This window comes from Corynebacterium sp., from assembly GCF_022712275.1.
Lineage (GTDB): Bacteria > Actinomycetota > Actinomycetes > Mycobacteriales > Mycobacteriaceae > Corynebacterium.
Genome location: NZ_JALAGU010000011.1, coordinates 24,731 through 43,695, shown reverse-complemented (window position 1 = coordinate 43,695; position 18,965 = coordinate 24,731). Strand labels below are relative to the sequence as shown.

The window sequence follows — 18,965 nt, the reverse complement described above, 5'->3', positions numbered from 1 at the left end:
TCAGCGCTCCCGCTCGTCGGGACGCAGGTGCACCACATCCCCGGCGGTGACCGCGTGACGGGTCCCGTCGACGGACTCCAGCACGAGTTCACCGTGGGTGCCGAGGTCCACGGCGGTGCCGTAGAGGTTCTCCCCGCCCGGCAGTTCTGCCCGCACCCGGGTGCCCAGGGTCGAGGACAGCTCGCGGTAACGGGTGCGGACGTCGGCGGCGGCGTCCCCGCCGGCACGCCAGGCGTCGTCGGCGGCCAGGAGATGACGCAGAAATACCGCCGTGACCCGGTCGCGTACCTCCGCGTCCGGGATCTCCAGGCCTTCGAGGGTCAGCGAGGTGGCGGTGGGCAGCCCGGCGTCCTCGAAGTCGTCCGCGGTCATCGACAGGTTCAGGCCGATGCCCGGGACGATGGCCGGCGGATCGACGGACGCGGCCTCGACGAGGATGCCGGCGAGCTTGTGGGGCACACCGTCCCGGACGACCTGGACATCGTTCGGCCACTTCAGGACCGCGGGGACGCCGAGTTCCCGGGCGGCGCCGGCGATGGCGACCCCGATGAACAGCGGAAGCTCGCCGAGCCGTTCGATGTCGAGCTGTTCCGGGGCGAGCAGCAAAGAGCAGATGAACTGGGAACCGGCGGGGGCGGACCAGGGCCGGCCCATGCGGCCCCGCGCGGAGACCTGCTCCTCGGCCAGCAGCACGGTGCGGTCGGTGCCGGTGCCGGAGTTCGCACGTGCCGCGAGGTCGGCGTTCGTCGAGCCGGTGGAGCCGACATGGTCCACGCTGAACCGCCGGACACCGGCGGCGTGCAGGACCGCCGCCACCCGGTCAGCGTCGACCGGGTGGCGGGAAGCGGCGGATGGTTCGGGAGTACCGTTCATGCCTCCCGAGGATAACGCTTAGACTGTCCTCCATGACTGTTCCCACCTCCGCCACGCCCGAGGCCGACCTGTCGACCACCGTCGGCAAGCTGCAGGACCTGCGCAACCGGCTCGCCGAGACACTGGCCCCCACCGGAGAGGACGCCGTCGCCGCCGTCCACGACGCCGACCGGCTCACCGCCCGCGAACGGGTGAACGCACTGCTCGACGAGGGTTCCTTCGTCGAGATCGACGCCCTTGCACGCCACCGTGCGACCTCCTTCAACCTCGACCGGTCCCGCCCGGTCACCGACGGTGTGGTTACCGGTTACGGCACCGTCGACGGTCGCCAGGTATGCGTCTTCTCCCAGGACGCCACGGTCTTCGACGGCACTGTCGGCGAAACCCACGGCGAAAAGCTCATCAAGGTGATGGAGCTCGCCGAGCGTGCCGGCGTGCCGCTCGTCGGCATCCACGACTCCACCGGTGCCCGCGTCAAGGAAGGTGTCGTCTCCCTCGGCACCGCCGCGAAGCTCTACCGGCTGCGCTCACGCCTGTCCGGTGTCATCCCGCAGATCTCCGTCATCGCCGGTCCGACCGCCGGCACCGAGGCCCACCAGCCGGTCCTGGCCGATGTCGTCGTCGCCGTCGAGGGTGCGCACCTCTACCTCACCGACCCGGAGCTGACCCGCAGCGTCCTCGGCGAGGAGGTAAGCGCCGATGAGCTCGGTGGTGTGGAGGTCCTCGCCTCGAACGGCACCTCGCACCTCACCGCCGCCACCGATGAGGCGGCTCTCGGCCTGGTCAAGGACGTGCTGGCCCAGCTGCCGTCGAACAACCGGGCACTGACCCCGCCGACCGAGCCGGGCGCCCCGGACACCGGGGCGCTCGATGCGCTGATCCCGGACTCCCCGCTCGCCGGCTACGACATGCTCGACGCCTTGGCCGGCGTCGTCGACCCCGACAGTCTGCTGGAGCTCTCGGCCGACCACGCCGGCAACATCATCACCGCCTTCGCCCGGATCGAGGGACGCAACGTCGGTGTGGTCGCCAGCCAGCCGCTGGTCCTCGCCGGTGCACTGGACGCCGCCGCCGCGGCCAAGGCCGCCCGCTTCGTGCGGATGTGCGACGCCTTCAACATCCCCCTGGTCTTCGCCGTCGACTCCCCCGGCTTCATGCCGGGCACCGCGGAAGAGCGCAACGGCCTGCTGCGCCGCTCCGCCCCGCTGTTCTCCGCTGTGGCGGACGCCTCCGTCGGAGTGCTCACCGTGGTGGTGCGCAAGGCCTTCGGCTCGGCCTACATCGCCATGGGGGCGAAGAACATGGGTGCCGACCTGGTGCTCGCCTGGCCCAGTGCGCAGATCTCCCACGCGGACGCCGCGAACACGGTCACCGTGGTCCACGCGGACACGCTGGCAAAGGCCGCCCGGAAGCGCAAGGACGTCGACGCGCTGCGCGTCCAACTCACCGAGGAGATCGAGGATTCCCTGATCACCCCGTACGCCGCGGCGTCCCGTGGTTACGTCGACGCGGTCATCGCCCCGTCTGAGACCCGCGCCCGCCTGTCCGACGGGCTGGCACTGCTGGAGCGCAAGGTCGTTCCCGCCCCGGTCCGCAAGCACGACAACCTGCCGCTGTGACCGGCAACGGAAAGGACGCCATGACAGACACGTCACAGAACACCACGCAGATCCCGGTGACCGTGCTACGCGGTCTGCCCGCCGATGCCTCCGACGGGGACGCCCCCGACGCCGACCTGCTCACCGCTGCGGTGGCTGAGGCACTGGGCACCGTGGTCGCGGAATCCGCGACCATCTACTCCGATCCACGCGAGCTGGTGCGCCGGCACCCGCGCGGCGCCTGGGGACTGCCCGGGGCGGGCACCCGCTGGCAGACCGTCTTCAGTCCGGCGGGATTCCGTGGCTGATCTCGTCCTCGCGTCCTCCTCCCCCTCACGACTGTCGGTGCTGCGCTCCGGCGGGATCGAACCGCTGGTACTCGTGCCCGGGGTCGACGAGGACGCCGCCATCGCCGACCTGCGGACCCGGATTCCCGACCCCTCCCCGGCGGAGGTGGTCAGCTGTCTCGCCGCCGCGAAGGCGACTGCAGTCATCGACCGGTACGCCGACCGGGTGCCGGACGGTGCCGTGGTCGTCGCCGGCGACTCGATGCTGCTGCTCGACGGCGAACTGCAGGGCAAACCGCACACCGTGGAGCGCACGGTTGAGCGCTGGCGTGCCCAGCGGGGACGCTCGGCGACGCTGATCACCGGCCACGCCTTCACCCGGGCAAGCCCGGTGGACCTGTTCTCGGGCGTCTTCGCCCCGGTCACCACCGCCGTCAGTGAGACGGTGGTGCATTTCGCGGAAGCCTCGGACCGCGACATCGAGGCTTACGCGGCCACGGGTGAGCCGCTGGGCTGTGCGGGTGCGTTCACCCTGGAGGCCCTGGGCGGCTGGTTCATCGACCGGATCGAGGGAGATCCGTCGAGTGTGATCGGGCTGTCGCTGCCGCTGGTGCGCCGCGCGGTCGAGAGCTACGGACTGGCGGTCTCCGACCTCTGGAACCGGTAGTCTGCAGCTCCGGCATTCCCCGCCATCCCCGCCCCTCCGATACTCCACGGGAATCCACCACCTCTCAGATCCCTTTCCACCCGGGAAAACGACCTGAGCGGTGGCAGATTTCCTGCTCTTCGCGTGTGAGTGCGGCGGATGCGGTGTATCTACCACTCCCCCGGTAAATCTCAGTCACCTGCACCACAGCCCACTCCTTCCCGCCCCACAGGTCACATCTGCCCACCACCACCGTTACACTGTCCACCAGACATGAAAGGCGGTACCCGCACCCATGGGAATCGAGTATGACCCCACCCCCTCGTTGCAGCAGTACGCCCATCCGGAACGGCTCGTGACGAGTTCCTGGCTGGGCGCGAAGCTGGGCGGGTCCGGACTCAAGGTCGTCGAGTCAGACTCTGACAGCATCCTCTACAACATCGGCCACCTGCCGACCGCCATCCGTATCGACCTCCACGGTGACCTCGGCGACCCGGTGTGCCGCGACTTCCTCGACGGCGAGGCCTTCGCCCGCCTCATGGACGACAAGGGCATCACCCGCGACGACACCGTGGTGATCTACGGCGACGAGTCCAATCTGTGGGCGTCCTACGCCTTCTGGGTCTTCGAACTTTTCGGTCACCCCGATGTCCGTCTGCTCGACGGTGGCCGGGAGGCATGGATGCAGGAGGAACGCGAAACCTCCTACGACGCCCCTCCCGGACCGACCCGGGGTTACCCGGTGGTCGAACGCGATGACCTGAGCCACCGCATCTTCGTCGACGAGATGCTCACCGACCTCAGGGACAACGGGGATCTGCAGCTCCTCGACCTGCGGGATGCACCGGAGTTCGCCGCGGGCCACATCCCCGGTGCCGCGAACATCGCCCCGTCGGCCTCGATCCGACCCAACGGCCGCTTCCACTCCCGGGACGACCTGGAGGACGCCTTCGCCGACCTCGACGCTAACTCCCCGGTCGCGACCTACTGCCAGACCGGTGAACGTGCCGCTCACCTGTGGTTCGTGCTGCACCATCTGCTCGGCCGGGACGCCGTGCGCTGCTACGACGGGTCCTGGTCCGAGTGGGGCAACATGGTCCGCATGCCGGTCACCGCGGATCAGTAGGAAATTCGCGGCTGTAACAGCGGGGGTGGCTACTACGGTGGATTCCGTAGTAGCGTCGAACGGTTGCCACCGCAACCTTTGAGCGGCGACGAATGAAGTACAAGAAAGAGGAGAACACGTGCCGGCAGAACACCGGAAGATCAGCAAGGTCCTGATCGCCAACCGAGGCGAGATCGCGGTCCGGGTCATCCGGGCCGCGCGCGACGAGGGCATCGCCTCCGCCGTCGTCTACGCCACGCCGGACGCCGACTCCCCCTTCGTGCGCATGGCCGACGAGGCCTTCAACCTGGGTGGCGAGACTTCTGCCGAGACCTACCTCGACATCGTCAAGATCGTCGACGCCGCGACCCGCTCCGGTGCGGACGCCGTCCACCCGGGCTACGGGTTCCTCTCCGAGAACGCCGACTTCGCCCAGGCAGTGGAGGATGCCGGGCTGACGTGGATCGGCCCCTCCCCGCGCGCCATCCGTGAGCTCGGGGACAAGGTCACCGCCCGGCACTACGCCGAGAAGGTCGACGCCCCGATGGCTCCCGGCACCCCTGAGCCGGTAGCGGACGCGCAGGAGATCGTCGACTTCGCGGCCGAGCACGGCCTGCCGGTCGCCATCAAGGCCGCCTTCGGCGGCGGTGGGCGCGGCATGAAGGTCGCCCACACCGTCGAAGAGATCCCGGAACTCTTCGGGTCCGCGACCCGTGAGGCCGAGAAGGCCTTCGGCCGCGGAGAGTGCTTCGTCGAGCGGTACCTCGACCGGGCCCGGCACGTCGAGTGCCAGGTGCTCGCCGACACCCACGGCAACGTCGTCGTGGCGTCCACCCGTGACTGCTCGCTGCAGCGCCGTTTCCAGAAGCTCGTGGAGGAGGCCCCGGCCCCCTTCCTCACCGAGGAGCAGGACACCCGGCTACGGGAGTCCGCCAAGGCGATCATGCGGGAGGCCGGCTACCACGGTGCCGGCACCGTCGAGTACCTCGTCGGCGCCGACGGTCTGATCTCCTTCCTGGAGGTCAACACCCGACTGCAGGTCGAGCACCCGGTCACCGAGCAGGTCACCGGCTGGGACCTGGTCCGCGAGCAGTTCCGCATCGCCGAGGGCCGCGAACTGTCCCGCACCACCGATCCGGAGATCCGCGGCCACGCCATCGAGTTCCGGATCAACGGGGAGGACGCCGCCGCGAACTTCATGCCCGCCCCCGGTGCCCTCACCACCTACCGCGAGCCTGCCGGCCCCGGCGTTCGCATGGACTCCGGTGTGGAGCAGGGTTCCGTTGTCGGCGGCCAGTTCGACTCGATGCTGGCCAAGCTCATCATCACCGGTGAGACCCGCGCCGAGGCACTGCAGCGCGCCGCCCGCGCACTCGACGAGTACACGGTCGAGGGGCTGCCGACGGTCATCCCGTTCCACCGCGCCGTGGTCGCCGATCCGGCGTTCGCCCCGGAGCTTTCTGACCCGGAGGTGACATCCTTCACCGTGTACACCCGCTGGATCGAGGAGGAGTGGGACAACCGCGTCCCCGCCTTCGACGGCGATCCGGCCGAGGCGGATGCCGTCCCGCCGCGCACCATCGCGGTCGAGGTCGACGGTCGTCGGCTGGAGGTCTCCGTGCCCGGCGATCTCGTCGGTAACGGTGGCACGGCACGTCGTGCGCCTCGCAAGTCCTCCGGTGGCGCGTCCGCCGCTGCCTCCGGTGACGACGTGCTCGCCCCGATGCAGGGCACCGTGGTGACCGTCCTCGTCGAGGACGGTGCTCAGGTCGCCAAGGGTGATCCGGTGCTGGTGCTCGAAGCCATGAAGATGGAGAACGCGGTGAAGGCGCACAAGGCCGGCACCGTGGCAGGGCTGGCGGTCGCCGCCGGTGACGGTGTGAAGAAGTCCCAGCTTATGCTGCAGCTGGTGTGACCCGGGGGGACCACTGATGGCCGACCTGTTCTCGCGTTTCCGTCACCCGGGGTCCGGCAGCGACTCCGACAAGGGGTTCATCCTCGCCCTCGACCAGGGCACCACCTCCACCCGCGCGATCGTCTTCGACGCCCGCGGTGCTGTCGTCTCGGTGAGCCAGCTGGAGCACCGGCAGATCTTCCCGCACCCGGGGTGGGTGGAGCATGACCCCGAGGAGATCCGGCTGAATGCCCGCCGCGTCATCGCGGACGCCGTGGCCCGGGCGGACATCGGCACCGAGGACATCGCCGCACTGGGGATCACCAACCAACGCGAGACGACGGTCATCTGGGACCGGGAGACCGGCGAGCCGGTGTACAACGCCATCGTCTGGCAGGACACCCGCACCACCCCCATCTGCGAGGACCTGGAATCAGCCGGGGACGGGGACATGTTCCGGGAGCGGACCGGGCTGCCGGTCTCCACGTACTTCGCGGGCCCGAAGATCCGCTGGATCCTCGACAATGTGCCGGGTGTACGTGAGCGTGCCGAGCGCGGCGAGCTCGCCGTGGGCACCATGGACACCTGGATCATCTGGGAACTGACCCGCTCGACACGCCGGTCCGGGCGTCCTGCCCGGGGACGCCAGCCGCGCGCCCGTCATGTCACCGACGTGACCAATGCCTCGCGCACCATGCTCATGGACATCCGGACCCGGCAGTGGGATCCTGAACTGTGTGAGCGACTGGGGATCCCGATGTCCCTGCTACCGGAGATCATCAGTTCCTCCGAGGTCATCGACAAGGTGCAGCGCTCGGGCCCGGTGCACGGCGTCCCCATCGCGGGCATCCTCGGCGACCAGCAGGCGGCGACCTTCGGCCAGGCGTGCACTGAGCCCGGTGAGGCGAAGTGCACCTACGGCACCGGCAACTTCCTGCTGCTCAACACGGGCACGGAACCGAAGACCTCGGAGCACGGGCTGATCACCACGGTCGCCTACCAGCTCGGGGACGCCCCGGCGGTCTATGCCCTGGAGGGATCGGTGGCGGTCACCGGTTCGCTGGTGCAGTGGCTGCGCGACAATCTGGGCTTCTTCGCCGACTCCTCGCAGATCGAGGGGCTGGCCCGCAGTGTCGACGACAACGGCGGTTGTGTGGTCGTGCCGGCCTTCTCCGGCCTGCTGGCCCCGCGCTGGGTGCCGGACGCCAGGGGCGTGATCGTCGGCCTGACCAGGTACGTCACCAAGGCGCACATCTCACGGGCCGCGCTGGAGGCCACGGCCTTCCAGACCCGCGAGGTTGTGGCCGCGATGAACGCGGACGCAGGTGTGCCGCTGACCCGGCTGCGGGCCGACGGTGGCATGGTGGTGAATTCGCTGCTCATGCAGTTCCAGGCTGATCAGCTGGGGGTCCCGGTGACGGTGCCGGAGGTCGCCGAGACCACGGCACTGGGCGCAGCCTATGCCGCGGGACTGGCGGTCGGGTTCTTCGCCGATGTCGCCGAGATCCGGTCGCTGTGGCAGGAGAAGGAGACCTACATGCCCAATGACTCCGAGGAGGAGCGGGACGCCGCCTTCGCCCTGTGGAACAAGGCCGTGGAGCGCTCCGTCGGTTGGGCGTGAGACGCTCCCCGGCTGTCTGCGCCTCCCCCAGTCGGCTCTTGGTCACCGTGCACAACAGCTGCGCAGAAGATTGTCGGCACAGGACGATGTGACCCTCCTCACATACTTCCTATGGTGGTGGAAAAGATCGAGAGGCCCCGGGACAGTCCCGTCGACCCCGGTCTCCACCGTCGTCAACAAGGAGGCACCCCGTTGTTCACATATCTGCCGTGGAACGTCCCCGATGACAGGCAGGACCGTCCCTGCATCCGGGACAACCACCACTGCCTGACCTACCGGGAGACCGCCGACCGGTCCCGGGCGGTCGCCGATCTCCTCCGGGAGCAGGGGGTGTCCCCCGGTGACGTGGTCGCCGTGATGCTCCCGAACTGCTGCGAGTTCGTCGTGACCATGTTCGGCGCCTGGTATCTCGGTGCCACCGTCACCCCGATCAACCCGGTGTTCACGGACAGCGAGGCCATGCGCCAGCTGGAGGATTCCGGGGCACGCACGGTCGTCTGTGCCGACCCGGCGCGCTTCGCGCGTCAGGTACGCACCGTCGACGTCACCACCGTCACCACCCTCATCGAGGACGGCAACGAGGTCGCACCGGAGGCAGCGTCCGGGGCCGATACCCCCTACGTGATCACCGGTAACGACACCGCCCTGGTGGTCTACACCAGCGGATCCACCGGCCGCCCGAAGGGTGCGATGCTCGGCCACACCCAGCTGGACGCCATGTCGGCGGCGATGGAGGAGCGGATGAGGACCGACTCCACCGACCACTGCATTCTCGTTCTACCGCTGTTCCACGTCAATGCGATCCTTGTCAGCATCCTCACCCCGCTGCGGTGCGGTGCACAGGTCACCCTCGTCGAGAGGTTCGCACCGAGGCCGTTCCTGGAGCTGATCGAGCAGCACCGTCCAACCTACTTCTCGAGCGTACCGACGATCCTCTCCCGTCTCACAGACCTTCCCCCGGAAGGACGCCCCGCCACGGACTCCCTGCAGTTCATCATCTGCGGCGCTGCTCCGGCATCCCCCGAACTACTGACCAGGGTCAGCGAGCAGTTCGGGGCCACTGTCGCCGAAGGCTACGGACTGACCGAGGGCACCTGCTGCAGCGCCTGCAACCCGGTCCACGGGAAGCAGAAGGTGGGGACAGTCGGCCCCGCCATGCCGGGCCAGACCATCCGCGTCGTGGATGAGGCCGGCGACGATGTCCCGACCGGTACCGCCGGTGAGGTCATCGTCTCCGGTCCGACCGTCATGCAGGGCTATCTCAACCTTCCGGAAGCGACCGCCGGAACCGTGGTCGACGGATGGTTGCACACCGGCGATATCGGCCACCTCGACGAGGATGGGTACCTGACCCTCATCGACCGGGTCAAGGACATGATCATCCGCGGCGGGGAGAACATCTACCCCAGGGAGATCGAGGCCGTGCTCCACGGTGCCGACGGTGTCCTGGAAGCCGCGGTCGTTGCCCGGCCCCACCGGGTCCTCGGCGAGGAGCCGGTCGCCGTGGTGTCGCTGATGCAGGGAAGTCCACTCACCGCAGCAGACCTGCTGGCGCACTGTCGGACGCATCTCACGAAGGTCAAGGTCCCTGTCGACCTGCAGATCGTGGCCGAGATCCCGAAGAACCCGGTGGGAAAGATCGACAAGCCCACCCTGCGCGCACAGTTCCTCGCCCCCGCCTGACCTCAACTCCCCCACTACAGGCAGCCCGCACATGTCACCGGCGCCTTCGTCCATCCGACTCCTAAGTTTCGTGAACATAAAGGAAGTACCATGGGTTTCACAACACCTGACCTGCCGCCCTGTGGCGCAGAGGCGGTCGTCCGCCTCCCGTTCAAGGAGCGGATCCGTGTCCTCGACAAGCACTGGGTCGACTACGGCTTCGGCGTCCCGAAGGTCCTGACGCTGTTCTACGTCGCCAAGATTGCCGCCTACATCGGCCTCGGTATCCTCCTCGTCGGCCTGACGACCCCTGACCTCGGCGGATGGGGAGAGTTCACCTCCTGGTGGACCGAACCGATCGTCTACCTCAAACTGATGGTCTGGTCGATTCTCTGCGAGATCCTGGGACTGTCCGCGTCCTCCGGCCCGCTGTCCTTCAATATCAAGCCGTTGTTCGGCGGCGTCTTCTACTGGCTGCGTCCGAATTCCCTGCGCCAACCTCCGTGGGAGAGGATCCCCTTCACCCGCGGTGACCGACGCACTGTCTTCGATGTCGCGCTCTATGTCATCATCCTCGCCAACCTGGTCTACCTCCTGGTGGCCCCGGGACAGCGCCACGACCTCGTCCCCGACGGAAAGGCGGGTCTGCTGCCCTCCTGGGCGATCCTCAGCTACCTCGTGCTGATCTGCGTGATGGGTCTACGCGACAAGACCGTCTTCCTCGCTGCCCGATCCGAGCAGTACCCCCTGATTCTCCTGGCCTTCGCCGTGCTCACCAACTACACCGACATGATCCTGGCTGCGAAGATCACCATCGTCATCGTCTGGTGCGGCGCAGCCTTCTCCAAGATCGGCCACCACTTCTCCCCCACCGTCGCCGTGATGATGTCCAACACCCCCTGGGTTCCCGGCACATGGATCAAGCGGAAGCTGTACAAGAACTTCCCGAACGACCTGCGTCCCTCCGGATTCACCCACTTCATGGCCCACGGCCCGGGCACGATCCTGGAGTGTGCCGCCCCGCTGGTGCTCCTGTTCTCCACCAACCGGACAGTCACCCTGCTCGCCCTGCTCGCGGTCCTGTCCTTCCACCTGTTCATCATCTCGACCATTCCACTGGCTGTGCCCCTGGAATGGAATCTCTTCTTCATGTTCTCCGCCGTGTTCCTCTTCTGGGGCCACAACGCCGGCGCAGGCTTCGCAGTGACGGACTTCAGCAACCCGTGGATCGCCCTCGTGGTCGTGGCCTCCATCCTGATCTGGCCGATCCTCGGCAACCTGAAGCCGGAGTGGATCTCCTTCCTCGTCTCCTACCGTCAGTACGCCGGAAACTGGGCTGCCACCTGCTGGGCCTGGAAGGACGCCGCCGCCGAGCGGAAGATCGACGAGTGCATCGTCAAGGGCGGGGCACAGCACTCCGCCCAGATCGTGGACGCCTTCGGCGAGGATCTCGGTGAGATGTTCACCCAGAAGGCCAACGCCTGGCGCTCGCTGCACACGTCCGGGCGAGCCATGCACAGCATCATGCCCCGGTTCGTGGACATAGACACCTACCGCATCCGTGAAGGCGAGACGGTGGTCTCCGGGATAATGGGCTGGAACTTCGGCGAAGGCCACCTCCACGATGAACGGCTCCTCGCCTCTGTCCAGAAGCGCTGTGACTATGCACCCGGCGATCTGGTCGTCGTCTACACCGAGTCCCAGCCGATCCAGCGCAACTACGTCGAGTACCGCGTCATCGACGCCGCGCTGGGCGTCGTCGAACGGGGAACCTTCATCGTCACCGACGCGAGCGAGGCCTGCCCGTGGCTGGCCGACGGCCCGATCCCCCACACGGTGACCTGGCAGCTGCCCGGCTACAGCTTCCCTGGCAGGGCATCCACCTCCGTTGGCGGCACTGACGCCGCCCCGGTCACCGCACCGGAACCCGCGTAGAGAAACCCCGCTCCGCCCCTGCGGACGAACAGAAAGTGACAGACTGCTTACCATGGACAAAGCAACTGTTGTCGGAAGCGGCCCGAACGGACTGGCCGCCGCCGTGACCCTCGCCCGTGCCGGCCTGAATGTCACAGTGCTCGAAGCCGCCGACGAAGTCGGGGGTGGAACCAGGTCAGGGGAAGTCACGCTTCCGGGTCTGATCCACGACCACTGCTCCGGGATCCACCCACTGGCGGTGGACAATGCCTTCTCCCGTTCCGTGGATCTCGCCGGACACGGCCTGTCCTGGACCTGGCCGGAGGTGCAGTACTCCCATCCACTGGAAGCGGGGGCAGGTGCGGCGGTCTACCGGGACGTCAACCACACCGCTGGGGCGCTGGGGAAGGATGCCGCAGTCTGGCGGTCCGTCTTCGGCCCGCTCTCCCGGAGTTTCGCCGATGTCACCGAAGACTTCCTCCGCCCGATGATCCATGTTCCCGACCACCCGGTGAAACTGGCCCGTTTCAGTGCCGTCGCCGGGATGCCGGTCTCCGTGACCGCCCGACTGTTGCGCACCCCCGAGGGCCGGGCTTTGTTCGGCGGTGTGGCGGCACATGCCTTCCGACCGTTCCACACTCTGGCGTCGTCTGCTGTGGGTGCAGCGCTGGGCACTGCAGCACACACCTTCGGGTGGCCCGCGGCGGTCGGTGGTTCGGCGGCGATCTCCGACGCCATGGTCGGCGTCCTCGAATCCCACGGTGGCAGAGTTGAGACCGGGGTACGGGTACGGTCACTGTCCGATATCCCCGATCCGGGGATCGTGATGCTGGACACCTCCCCCAGAGCCGCCGTCGACATCGTCGGAGATCTCATGCCCCGGGCGGTGTCCCGGGCACTGTCCCGTTTCCGGCACGGTCCGGGCGCCTTCGCCGTGCACTTCGCCGTCGAGGGCGGTATACCGTGGTCGCATCTGCCGTCCCGCGAGGCCGGAACGGTCCATGTCGGCGGCAGTTTCGACGAGACGGCTCTGGCGGAACGGGAAGTCCACCGGGGCACCATGCCGGAGAGGCCCTTCGTGCTGGTGACCCAGCAGTCGGTGGCGGACCATACCCGTGCCCGCGACGGCATCCAGCCGGTGGACACCTACGCCCATGTCCCCGCCGGTTTCACCGGGGACGCCACCGCCGCGATCATCGATCGGATCGAGGAATACGCCCCAGGATTCCGCGACCGCATCGTGGCCAGGACGGTGTGGAATGTCCGGCATATCGAGGACGCCAACCCGAACTACATCGAGGGGGACATCGTCACCGGCGCAAATTCGGTGCGCCAGCTGCTGTTCCGCCCACGGATCGCCCTCGACCCGTACAGCACGGGAACGCGCGGCATCTACCTGTGCTCCGCAGCCACCCCGCCGGGCGCCGGTGCCCACGGCATGTGCGGCTACAACGCGGCGCTGTCCGCGCTCAAGGAGCACGGTGTCGACCTCCCTGCCGGTATGGGGGCGGCGGTGTGACAGTGGAGAATCTCGTCGTCCGTATCGGGACACTCATGCGCGACAGGTTCGACCGGATCAGTGACGCGATGACCGAACTCATCGTCGACAATGAGACGCCCCTGGCCTCGGATGAACTTGCCCGCATGCTGGCGTCCAGTGTGTCCGGCAATCTGGAGACCGTGATCCAGCTGATGTGCAACCGGATCCCGGTGGAGGAGGCCCGCCCCAGTACGGTGGCTATCCGGTACGCACAGCAACTGGCCGAGCGCGGGATCTCGGCCGATCAGCTACGCCGTGCCTATCATCTCGGTGCGGAGGGCGGTCGTCGCGAGATCTTCGAGATCGTCAGGAACCTGGACTGCTCCGCAGATGAGAAGCTCAAGGCTCTCCACTACATCGACGGCTTCCTGCACTCCTACATCGACTGGATGAGTACGGAAGTCCTCACCGCATACGAGCAGGAAGCCCGTCGTCTCACCGACTACAGCGCGACAGCAACCGCGAGGATGATCCGCGACGTGCTGGCAGGCGCCCAGGTTCCGACCGAGCGTTTCGAGAGTGTCGCCCGGTACCGGATCGACCAGCAGCACCGGGCTGCGGTGATCTGGGTAAATCAGGAGAGTGCAGCTGTCGATCACACCACTGACCTGCTCTCGCAGGTCCAACGGATCTCCCGACGACCTGGATTCACCGGATCGACGCTGTTCACTGCCGTGGATCGTGGCACCGCCTGGGTCTGGTTCGGCGTGGAGGACGCTGACCCGGTCGCTGGACTGACGGAACTGGCTGAAGAACTCCGGAGCCGGTTGCCGCAGGCCCAGATCTGCTTCGGTGCCGCGCAATCCGGGATCTCCGGGTTCTGCGGTTCCCACCGCCAGGCACAGGCCGCCGAACGGGTCGCCCACATCGCCGGGCCGGCGCACCTCACTCCGGTGAGCTACGACGATCCGGGAGTGGCACTGGCGTCCCTGCTCAGCGCCGATATGCCGGCCCTGAGACAGTGGGTCACCGAACAACTCGGTGGGTTGGCGGCACAGACCGAAGGGGCCGCCAGACTCCGGGAGACGTACGCGGTGTTCCTGGACTCCGGAGCAAGCTACACCCGGACCGGAGAGTTGATGATGCTGCACAGGAACAGCGTGAAGTACCGGATCGTGCAGGCCCGCGCCCTGATGGACGTCGGGGGACGGGAAACCCCTGCGGAGGCCTCGGTGGCACTGCACATGTGCCGGTTGTTCGGGGAGTCTGTGCTGAACGTCGACCCCCGGGAGGAGTGACCGGGCGACTAGACTGACGAAACATGAATGACCCCCGCCGAGGTGCAGCGTCCCGGGACAGCCACGTCCGGATCGGGGACGCCGACCGTGATCACGCCATCAACCTGCTCGGCGTGCACTTCGCCGACGGCCGGCTCAGCATCACCGAGTACGACGAGCGGTGCCGGGTGCTTGCGGGGGCGATGACCCGGGGTGATATCGACGAGCAGTTCAGCGACCTGCCGGTGCTGCCCGGGTCACAGTCGGGCCCGGCGTCCTCCCCCGGAACGGATATCGCGGTGTACTCCGCCGGGGAGATCGCCGAGCAGCACCGGCGTGGGGCGAATCCGCGGGCCGGGATCATGGCGCTGACCGGTATCTCGCTCGGCGCGGTGGCGGCGGTCATCAACGGGCCACTGTCGGTGATCCCGGCGGCGCTGATCGCCGTCGTGGCGATTCTCCTCTACGTAATGAAGGTCGGGCCTGCGTCCTGGTACGTCCCCTCCCCGGAGGCGCTGGAACGGGCCCGGGTGAAGAAGATGCGCCAGGCGCACCAGCTGCAGCTCGAGGAGAAGAAGGCCCAGCGCAAGATCAAGCAGACAGAGATGACCACCGACGCCCTCGACTTCGCGCACCGGGCAATGGGCAGGGCCGGCCGCACCGTCAACAACGGCTGGGACCAGTGGCGGAAGCGGAAGTGAAACCCGCCGCGACCGCGCCGACCTCATCGCCCAGGGGCGTCTCGTACCCGGGATCGGACTCGACGACGGTGTCGCCGTGCGCTTCGCCACCGGGAGGCTGACCGAGGTGTTCAGCGTCGCCGAGGAACGCGGCGTCCACCACATCGGGTGAACCGGTCCCCTACCCCAGGTTCCGGAACTCCTCGAGCACGCCGGCGAACAGGCGCACGCCGACCGGCAGGCAGGCCTCGTCGAAGATGATGTCCGCCTGGTGCAGGTCGGCCTTCTCCCCCCGGCCGTTCCACGCACCCAGTCGGGCCATCGACCCCGGCACATGCTCCAGATACCAGCTGAAGTCCTCGCCGCCGGAGGACTGCGGCGCCTCCTGCAGCGCATGCGGGTCCATGTCCTTGACAGCCTGGGCCATCAGGGCGGTGCAGGCGTCGTCGTTGGTGACCGGCGGAACACCCTTGGTGTGCCGGATCTCCGCGGTCGTCCCGGTCGGCGCCAGCAGCTGGTCGACCAGCTCAGGGAACAGGTCCCCGAGCTGACGCCACACCAGCGGGCTGCCGGTGCGCAGCGTCCCCAGCAGGGAGACCTCCTGCGGCATGGCGTTGAACGCCGCTCCACCGTTGACCGCACCGAAGGTCAGCACGGTGCCGGTGCGTGGATCGACCCGGCGCGACAGCAGCCCGGGCAGACCGGTGATGAGCAGGCCGGCGGCGTAGATGGCGTCCGCGGTGAGATGGGGACGCGAGGTGTGCCCGCCCGGGCCCTTGACGATGATCTCGACGACATCGGTCGCCGAGGTGATGGCTCCGGCACGCACCCCGACCTGCCCCGCGCGCAGTTTCGGCTCGGCGTGGACGGCGAAGATGTGGCTCACGCCCTGCAGCGCCCCGGCGCGGATGACGTCGGTCGCACCACCGTCGAGGACCTCCTCGGCAGGCTGGAAGATGCAACGCACCCGCTGGTCCAGGCCCTCGGTCCGGTCGTATTCCGCCAGGGCGCACGCCAGGGAGAGCACCACGGTGGTGTGGATGTCGTGGCCGCAGGCGTGCATGACGCCCGGGTTCTTCGATGCGAACTCCAGTCCGGTGACCTCGGTGACCGGCAGGGCGTCGATGTCGGCGCGGAAGGCCACGGCCGGCTGGTCGGGCGTCCCTCCGATGTCGACGATAAGGCCGGTGCCGGGCAGCAGCACCGGCTCCAGGCCGACGCCACGCAGTGTGGCATCAAGGAACGCGGTGGTCTGCACCTCGTCATGGGACAGCTCGGGGTGGGAGTGGAGGTGGCGGCGCCAGCCGATGACGTCGTCGTGGTGGTCGACCAACCAGGTGTTGACAGCCGATTGAACGGCGCCGGGGGTACTCACGGGTCGTAGGGCTCCTCCACGAGACAGACAGTGACCTCCCCACTCTAGTCGTCCCTGACCTCCCCACCACATCCCCTCCCTCTCCCCTCCCGCTCCTGACTCGCTCCCCGTGCCGTCCGGTCCTCGACCTATGCTTGACCTCATGACTGCCTCTCCCCTCGAAACTCCGCCGGAACTCGCCTCCCGGGCAGCCGCCGCCCTCGCCGAACGCACCGGGCGCGACGCCCATGACATCGCCGTGGTGCTCGGTTCAGGCTGGCGTCCCGCCGCCGACGTGCTCTGCGGGGACGCCGAGGTCGTCGAGTTCCCGATGTCCGATCTCCCCGGCTTCCTGCCGCCGACCGCCGAGGGCCACGGTGGCACGGTCCGCAGCCTGGAGCTGGGAGGACGCCGCGTCCTCGTTCTCCTGGGACGCACCCACGCCTACGAGGGCCACGAGCTGTGGCGCATCGTCCACGCCGTGCGCACCGCCGCGGCGGCCGGGGTGGGCACCGTGGTGCTGACCAACGCCGCCGGTGGGCTGACCGAGGGCATGAGCGTCGGCGAGCCTGTGCTCATCAGCGACCACCTCAATATGACGATGCGGTCCCCGCTCGTCGGCGCGGAGTTCGTCAACATGGTGGACGCCTACGCGCCGCGCCTGCGGAAGATCGTGCAGGAGCTGCGTCCGGGGATGCGTGAGGCGGTGTACGCGATGATGCCGGGCCCGCAGTACGAGACGCCGGCCGAGATCCACATGCTGCGGACCTGCGGTGCGGGCCTGGTGGGCATGTCGACGGTCTACGAGACCATCGCCGCGCGTGCCGCCGACGTGGAGGTCCTGGGCATCTCCCTGGTCACGAACCTGGCCGCCGGGGTGACCGGTGAGCCGCTGAACCATGAGGAGGTGCTGGCCGCCGGTGCGGCCGCCGCCGAGGACATGGGTGGGCTGCTGGCGGAGCTCGTCGCCTCCGAGGCGGTGACCTCGCTGTGATCACCTTCGGAACCGCGGGCCTGCGCGCCCCTGTCGGCCCCGGTGAGGACCGGATGAATGTCTCCACCGTCACCCGGGCAACCGCCGGTGTCGCCGCCTGGCTCAAGAAGCAGGGCATCGGAAGCCCCCGCGTCGCCGTGGGTTTCGACGCCCGCTACGGCTCCAATGCCATGGCCCGGGCCGCCGCGGAGACCTTCGCCGGTGCCGGCTGTCAGGTCGTGGTGCTGCCGCTGCCCGCCCCGACACCGGTGCTCGCCTGGCTGGTCCGCGACCGTGACCTGGACGCCGGAGTGCAGATCACCGCCAGCCACAACCCCAAGGCCGACAACGGCTACAAGCTCTACCTCGCCGGCGGGTCCCAGCTGGTGAGCCCGGCGGACCGGGAGATCGAGGCGTGTATCGCCGCGACCCCGCCCGCCACGGAAATCCCCCGCTCCCCGGATGTGCACCTGGACATCCACGCCGTCGACGGTTACGTCACCGCGGTGACCGGCCTCGTCGGCTCGGGCGACAGCGCGGTACTGGCCGCCCGACGCAACCTGCGCGTCCTGTTCACTCCGCTGCACGGGGTGGGCGGCACGGTACTCACCGAGGTCTTCCGTGGCGCCGGGTTCACCGCCCCCGCGGCAGTCGCCTCGCAGCGCTGGCCGGACCCGGAGTTTCCCACGGTCTCCTTCCCCAACCCGGAGGAGCCGGGCACCTGCGATGCGCTGCTGGAGACCGCAGCGGCGTCCGGCCCGTCGAAGCGTCCTGACCTGCTCATCGCCCTGGATCCGGACGCCGACCGCTGCATGCTCGGCATCCCCGACCCCGATGACCCGCGCGGCTACCGCATGCTGCGCGGCGACGAGACCGGCCCGCTGCTGGCACGACACCTCGTCCCGGCGCATGACGGCGGTGACGACAAGGCCGGTCCTGCCCCGGTCGTCGCGACGACAGTCGTCTCCTCCGGGCTGCTGGAGCGCATCGCCGCGGCGTCCGGCTGGGAGTTCCGGGAGACGCTCACCGGATTCAAGCACCTGGCCCGCGCCGCCGACGACACCGACGGCGAGCTGGCCTTCGCATACGAGGAGGCCATCGGTTCCTGCCCCGCCCCCTCACTGGTCGCGGACAAGGACGGGGTCGCCACGGCACTCGTCGCCGCGGTATGGGCCGCCGCACTCAAGGCACAGGGACGCACCCTGCGTGATGAACTCGTCACACTCGACGAGCTCTACGGTCCGGTGCGCACCGCCCAGGTGTCGGTGCGTCTCAGCGGACCCCAGGCCGCGTCCACACTGGTCGCGCGGTGGGCGACGGAACCGCCGGAGGGTCTCAGCGGGGACGCGTCGACCGCGGTCACCGCGCTGGATCCGACCGCGGGGAAGGATGCCGGCTTCCGCATCGTCTGGAATGACGGGCGGGGACTGGACTACCGTGTGGTGGTCCGCCCGTCCGGGACCGAACCGAAGGCGAAGTTCTACCTCCAGGTCGCCGGTCCCGTGCCGGACACTACCCAGGGTGCCGTGTCCGGCACCGTTGTGGAATCCGCACTCGCGGAGCTGACGGCCACCGTCCGACGCCTCGCCGGACAGTGACCC

The 18,965-nt window shown here is 68.5% G+C and carries 15 protein-coding genes; 13 read left to right on the top strand and 2 right to left on the bottom strand.

Annotation, left to right across the window (positions count from 1 at the left end):
- Window positions 1–873 (bottom strand): biotin--[acetyl-CoA-carboxylase] ligase, encoded by an 873-nt coding sequence (locus tag Q0A27_RS01790; RefSeq protein WP_291473368.1) that lies wholly within the window; start codon window positions 871–873, stop codon window positions 1–3.
- A gap of 32 nt (window positions 874–905) precedes the next feature.
- Between Q0A27_RS01790 and Q0A27_RS01785 the strand changes: the two genes are divergently transcribed.
- The 11 genes from Q0A27_RS01785 (at window position 906) to Q0A27_RS01735 (ending at window position 15,058) form a co-directional block, all read left to right on the top strand.
- Window positions 906–2,492 (top strand): acyl-CoA carboxylase subunit beta, encoded by a 1,587-nt coding sequence (locus Q0A27_RS01785; protein WP_291473367.1) that lies wholly within the window; start codon window positions 906–908, stop codon window positions 2,490–2,492.
- A 20-nt stretch (window positions 2,493–2,512) separates the two neighbouring features.
- Entirely contained in the window at window positions 2,513–2,779 is a 267-nt protein-coding gene (locus Q0A27_RS01780) for an acetyl-CoA carboxylase subunit (protein ID WP_291473366.1), read from the top strand.
- A complete protein-coding gene (locus Q0A27_RS01775; RefSeq protein WP_291473365.1) occupies window positions 2,772–3,425 on the top strand; it encodes a nucleoside triphosphate pyrophosphatase in 654 nt (217 codons plus the stop codon). The genes Q0A27_RS01780 and Q0A27_RS01775 overlap by 8 nt, the downstream gene beginning before the upstream one ends.
- Window positions 3,426–3,699: 274 nt before the next feature.
- Window positions 3,700–4,530, top strand: a complete 831-nt coding sequence (locus tag Q0A27_RS01770) for a sulfurtransferase (protein ID WP_291473364.1) — start codon at window positions 3,700–3,702, stop codon at window positions 4,528–4,530.
- A gap of 118 nt (window positions 4,531–4,648) precedes the next feature.
- Window positions 4,649–6,424, top strand: a complete 1,776-nt coding sequence (locus Q0A27_RS01765) for a biotin carboxylase N-terminal domain-containing protein (RefSeq protein ID WP_291473363.1) — start codon at window positions 4,649–4,651, stop codon at window positions 6,422–6,424.
- A 16-nt stretch (window positions 6,425–6,440) separates the two neighbouring features.
- The gene (gene glpK / locus Q0A27_RS01760; protein ID WP_291473362.1) at window positions 6,441–8,024 is read left to right on the top strand and encodes a glycerol kinase GlpK; all 1,584 of its coding nucleotides are present in this window, start codon (window positions 6,441–6,443) and stop codon (window positions 8,022–8,024) included.
- Window positions 8,025–8,216: 192 nt separating this feature from the next.
- The gene (locus tag Q0A27_RS01755) at window positions 8,217–9,707 is read left to right on the top strand and encodes a class I adenylate-forming enzyme family protein (RefSeq protein ID WP_291473361.1); all 1,491 of its coding nucleotides are present in this window, start codon (window positions 8,217–8,219) and stop codon (window positions 9,705–9,707) included.
- A gap of 90 nt (window positions 9,708–9,797) precedes the next feature.
- Window positions 9,798–11,621: a DUF3556 domain-containing protein gene (locus tag Q0A27_RS01750; RefSeq protein ID WP_291473360.1), complete on the top strand. Its 1,824-nt coding sequence runs from the start codon at window positions 9,798–9,800 to the stop codon at window positions 11,619–11,621.
- A 52-nt stretch (window positions 11,622–11,673) separates the two neighbouring features.
- Window positions 11,674–13,119, top strand: coding sequence for an NAD(P)/FAD-dependent oxidoreductase (locus Q0A27_RS01745; protein WP_291473359.1), 1,446 nt, complete (start codon window positions 11,674–11,676; stop codon window positions 13,117–13,119).
- A complete protein-coding gene (locus Q0A27_RS01740; RefSeq protein WP_291473358.1) occupies window positions 13,116–14,378 on the top strand; it encodes a helix-turn-helix domain-containing protein in 1,263 nt (420 codons plus the stop codon). The genes Q0A27_RS01745 and Q0A27_RS01740 overlap by 4 nt, the downstream gene beginning before the upstream one ends.
- A gap of 23 nt (window positions 14,379–14,401) precedes the next feature.
- Complete coding sequence (locus tag Q0A27_RS01735) at window positions 14,402–15,058, top strand: DUF1707 domain-containing protein (protein ID WP_291473357.1); 657 nt, start codon at window positions 14,402–14,404, stop codon at window positions 15,056–15,058.
- Window positions 15,059–15,218: 160 nt separating this feature from the next.
- On the opposite strand, the gene Q0A27_RS01730 is transcribed toward Q0A27_RS01735, so the two are convergent.
- Entirely contained in the window at window positions 15,219–16,412 is a 1,194-nt protein-coding gene (locus Q0A27_RS01730) for an amidohydrolase (protein ID WP_291473356.1), read from the bottom strand.
- Window positions 16,413–16,554: 142 nt separating this feature from the next.
- Here Q0A27_RS01730 and Q0A27_RS01725 point away from each other — a divergent pair, with 142 nt between their 5' ends.
- Both Q0A27_RS01725 and Q0A27_RS01720 read left to right on the top strand, forming a co-directional pair.
- On the top strand, window positions 16,555–17,385 hold the full coding sequence (locus Q0A27_RS01725) for a purine-nucleoside phosphorylase (RefSeq protein WP_291473355.1): 831 nt from the start codon (window positions 16,555–16,557) through the stop codon (window positions 17,383–17,385).
- On the top strand, window positions 17,382–18,962 hold the full coding sequence (locus Q0A27_RS01720; protein ID WP_291473354.1) for a phospho-sugar mutase: 1,581 nt from the start codon (window positions 17,382–17,384) through the stop codon (window positions 18,960–18,962). The genes Q0A27_RS01725 and Q0A27_RS01720 overlap by 4 nt, the downstream gene beginning before the upstream one ends.
- The last annotated feature ends 3 nt before the right edge of the window (window positions 18,963–18,965 follow it).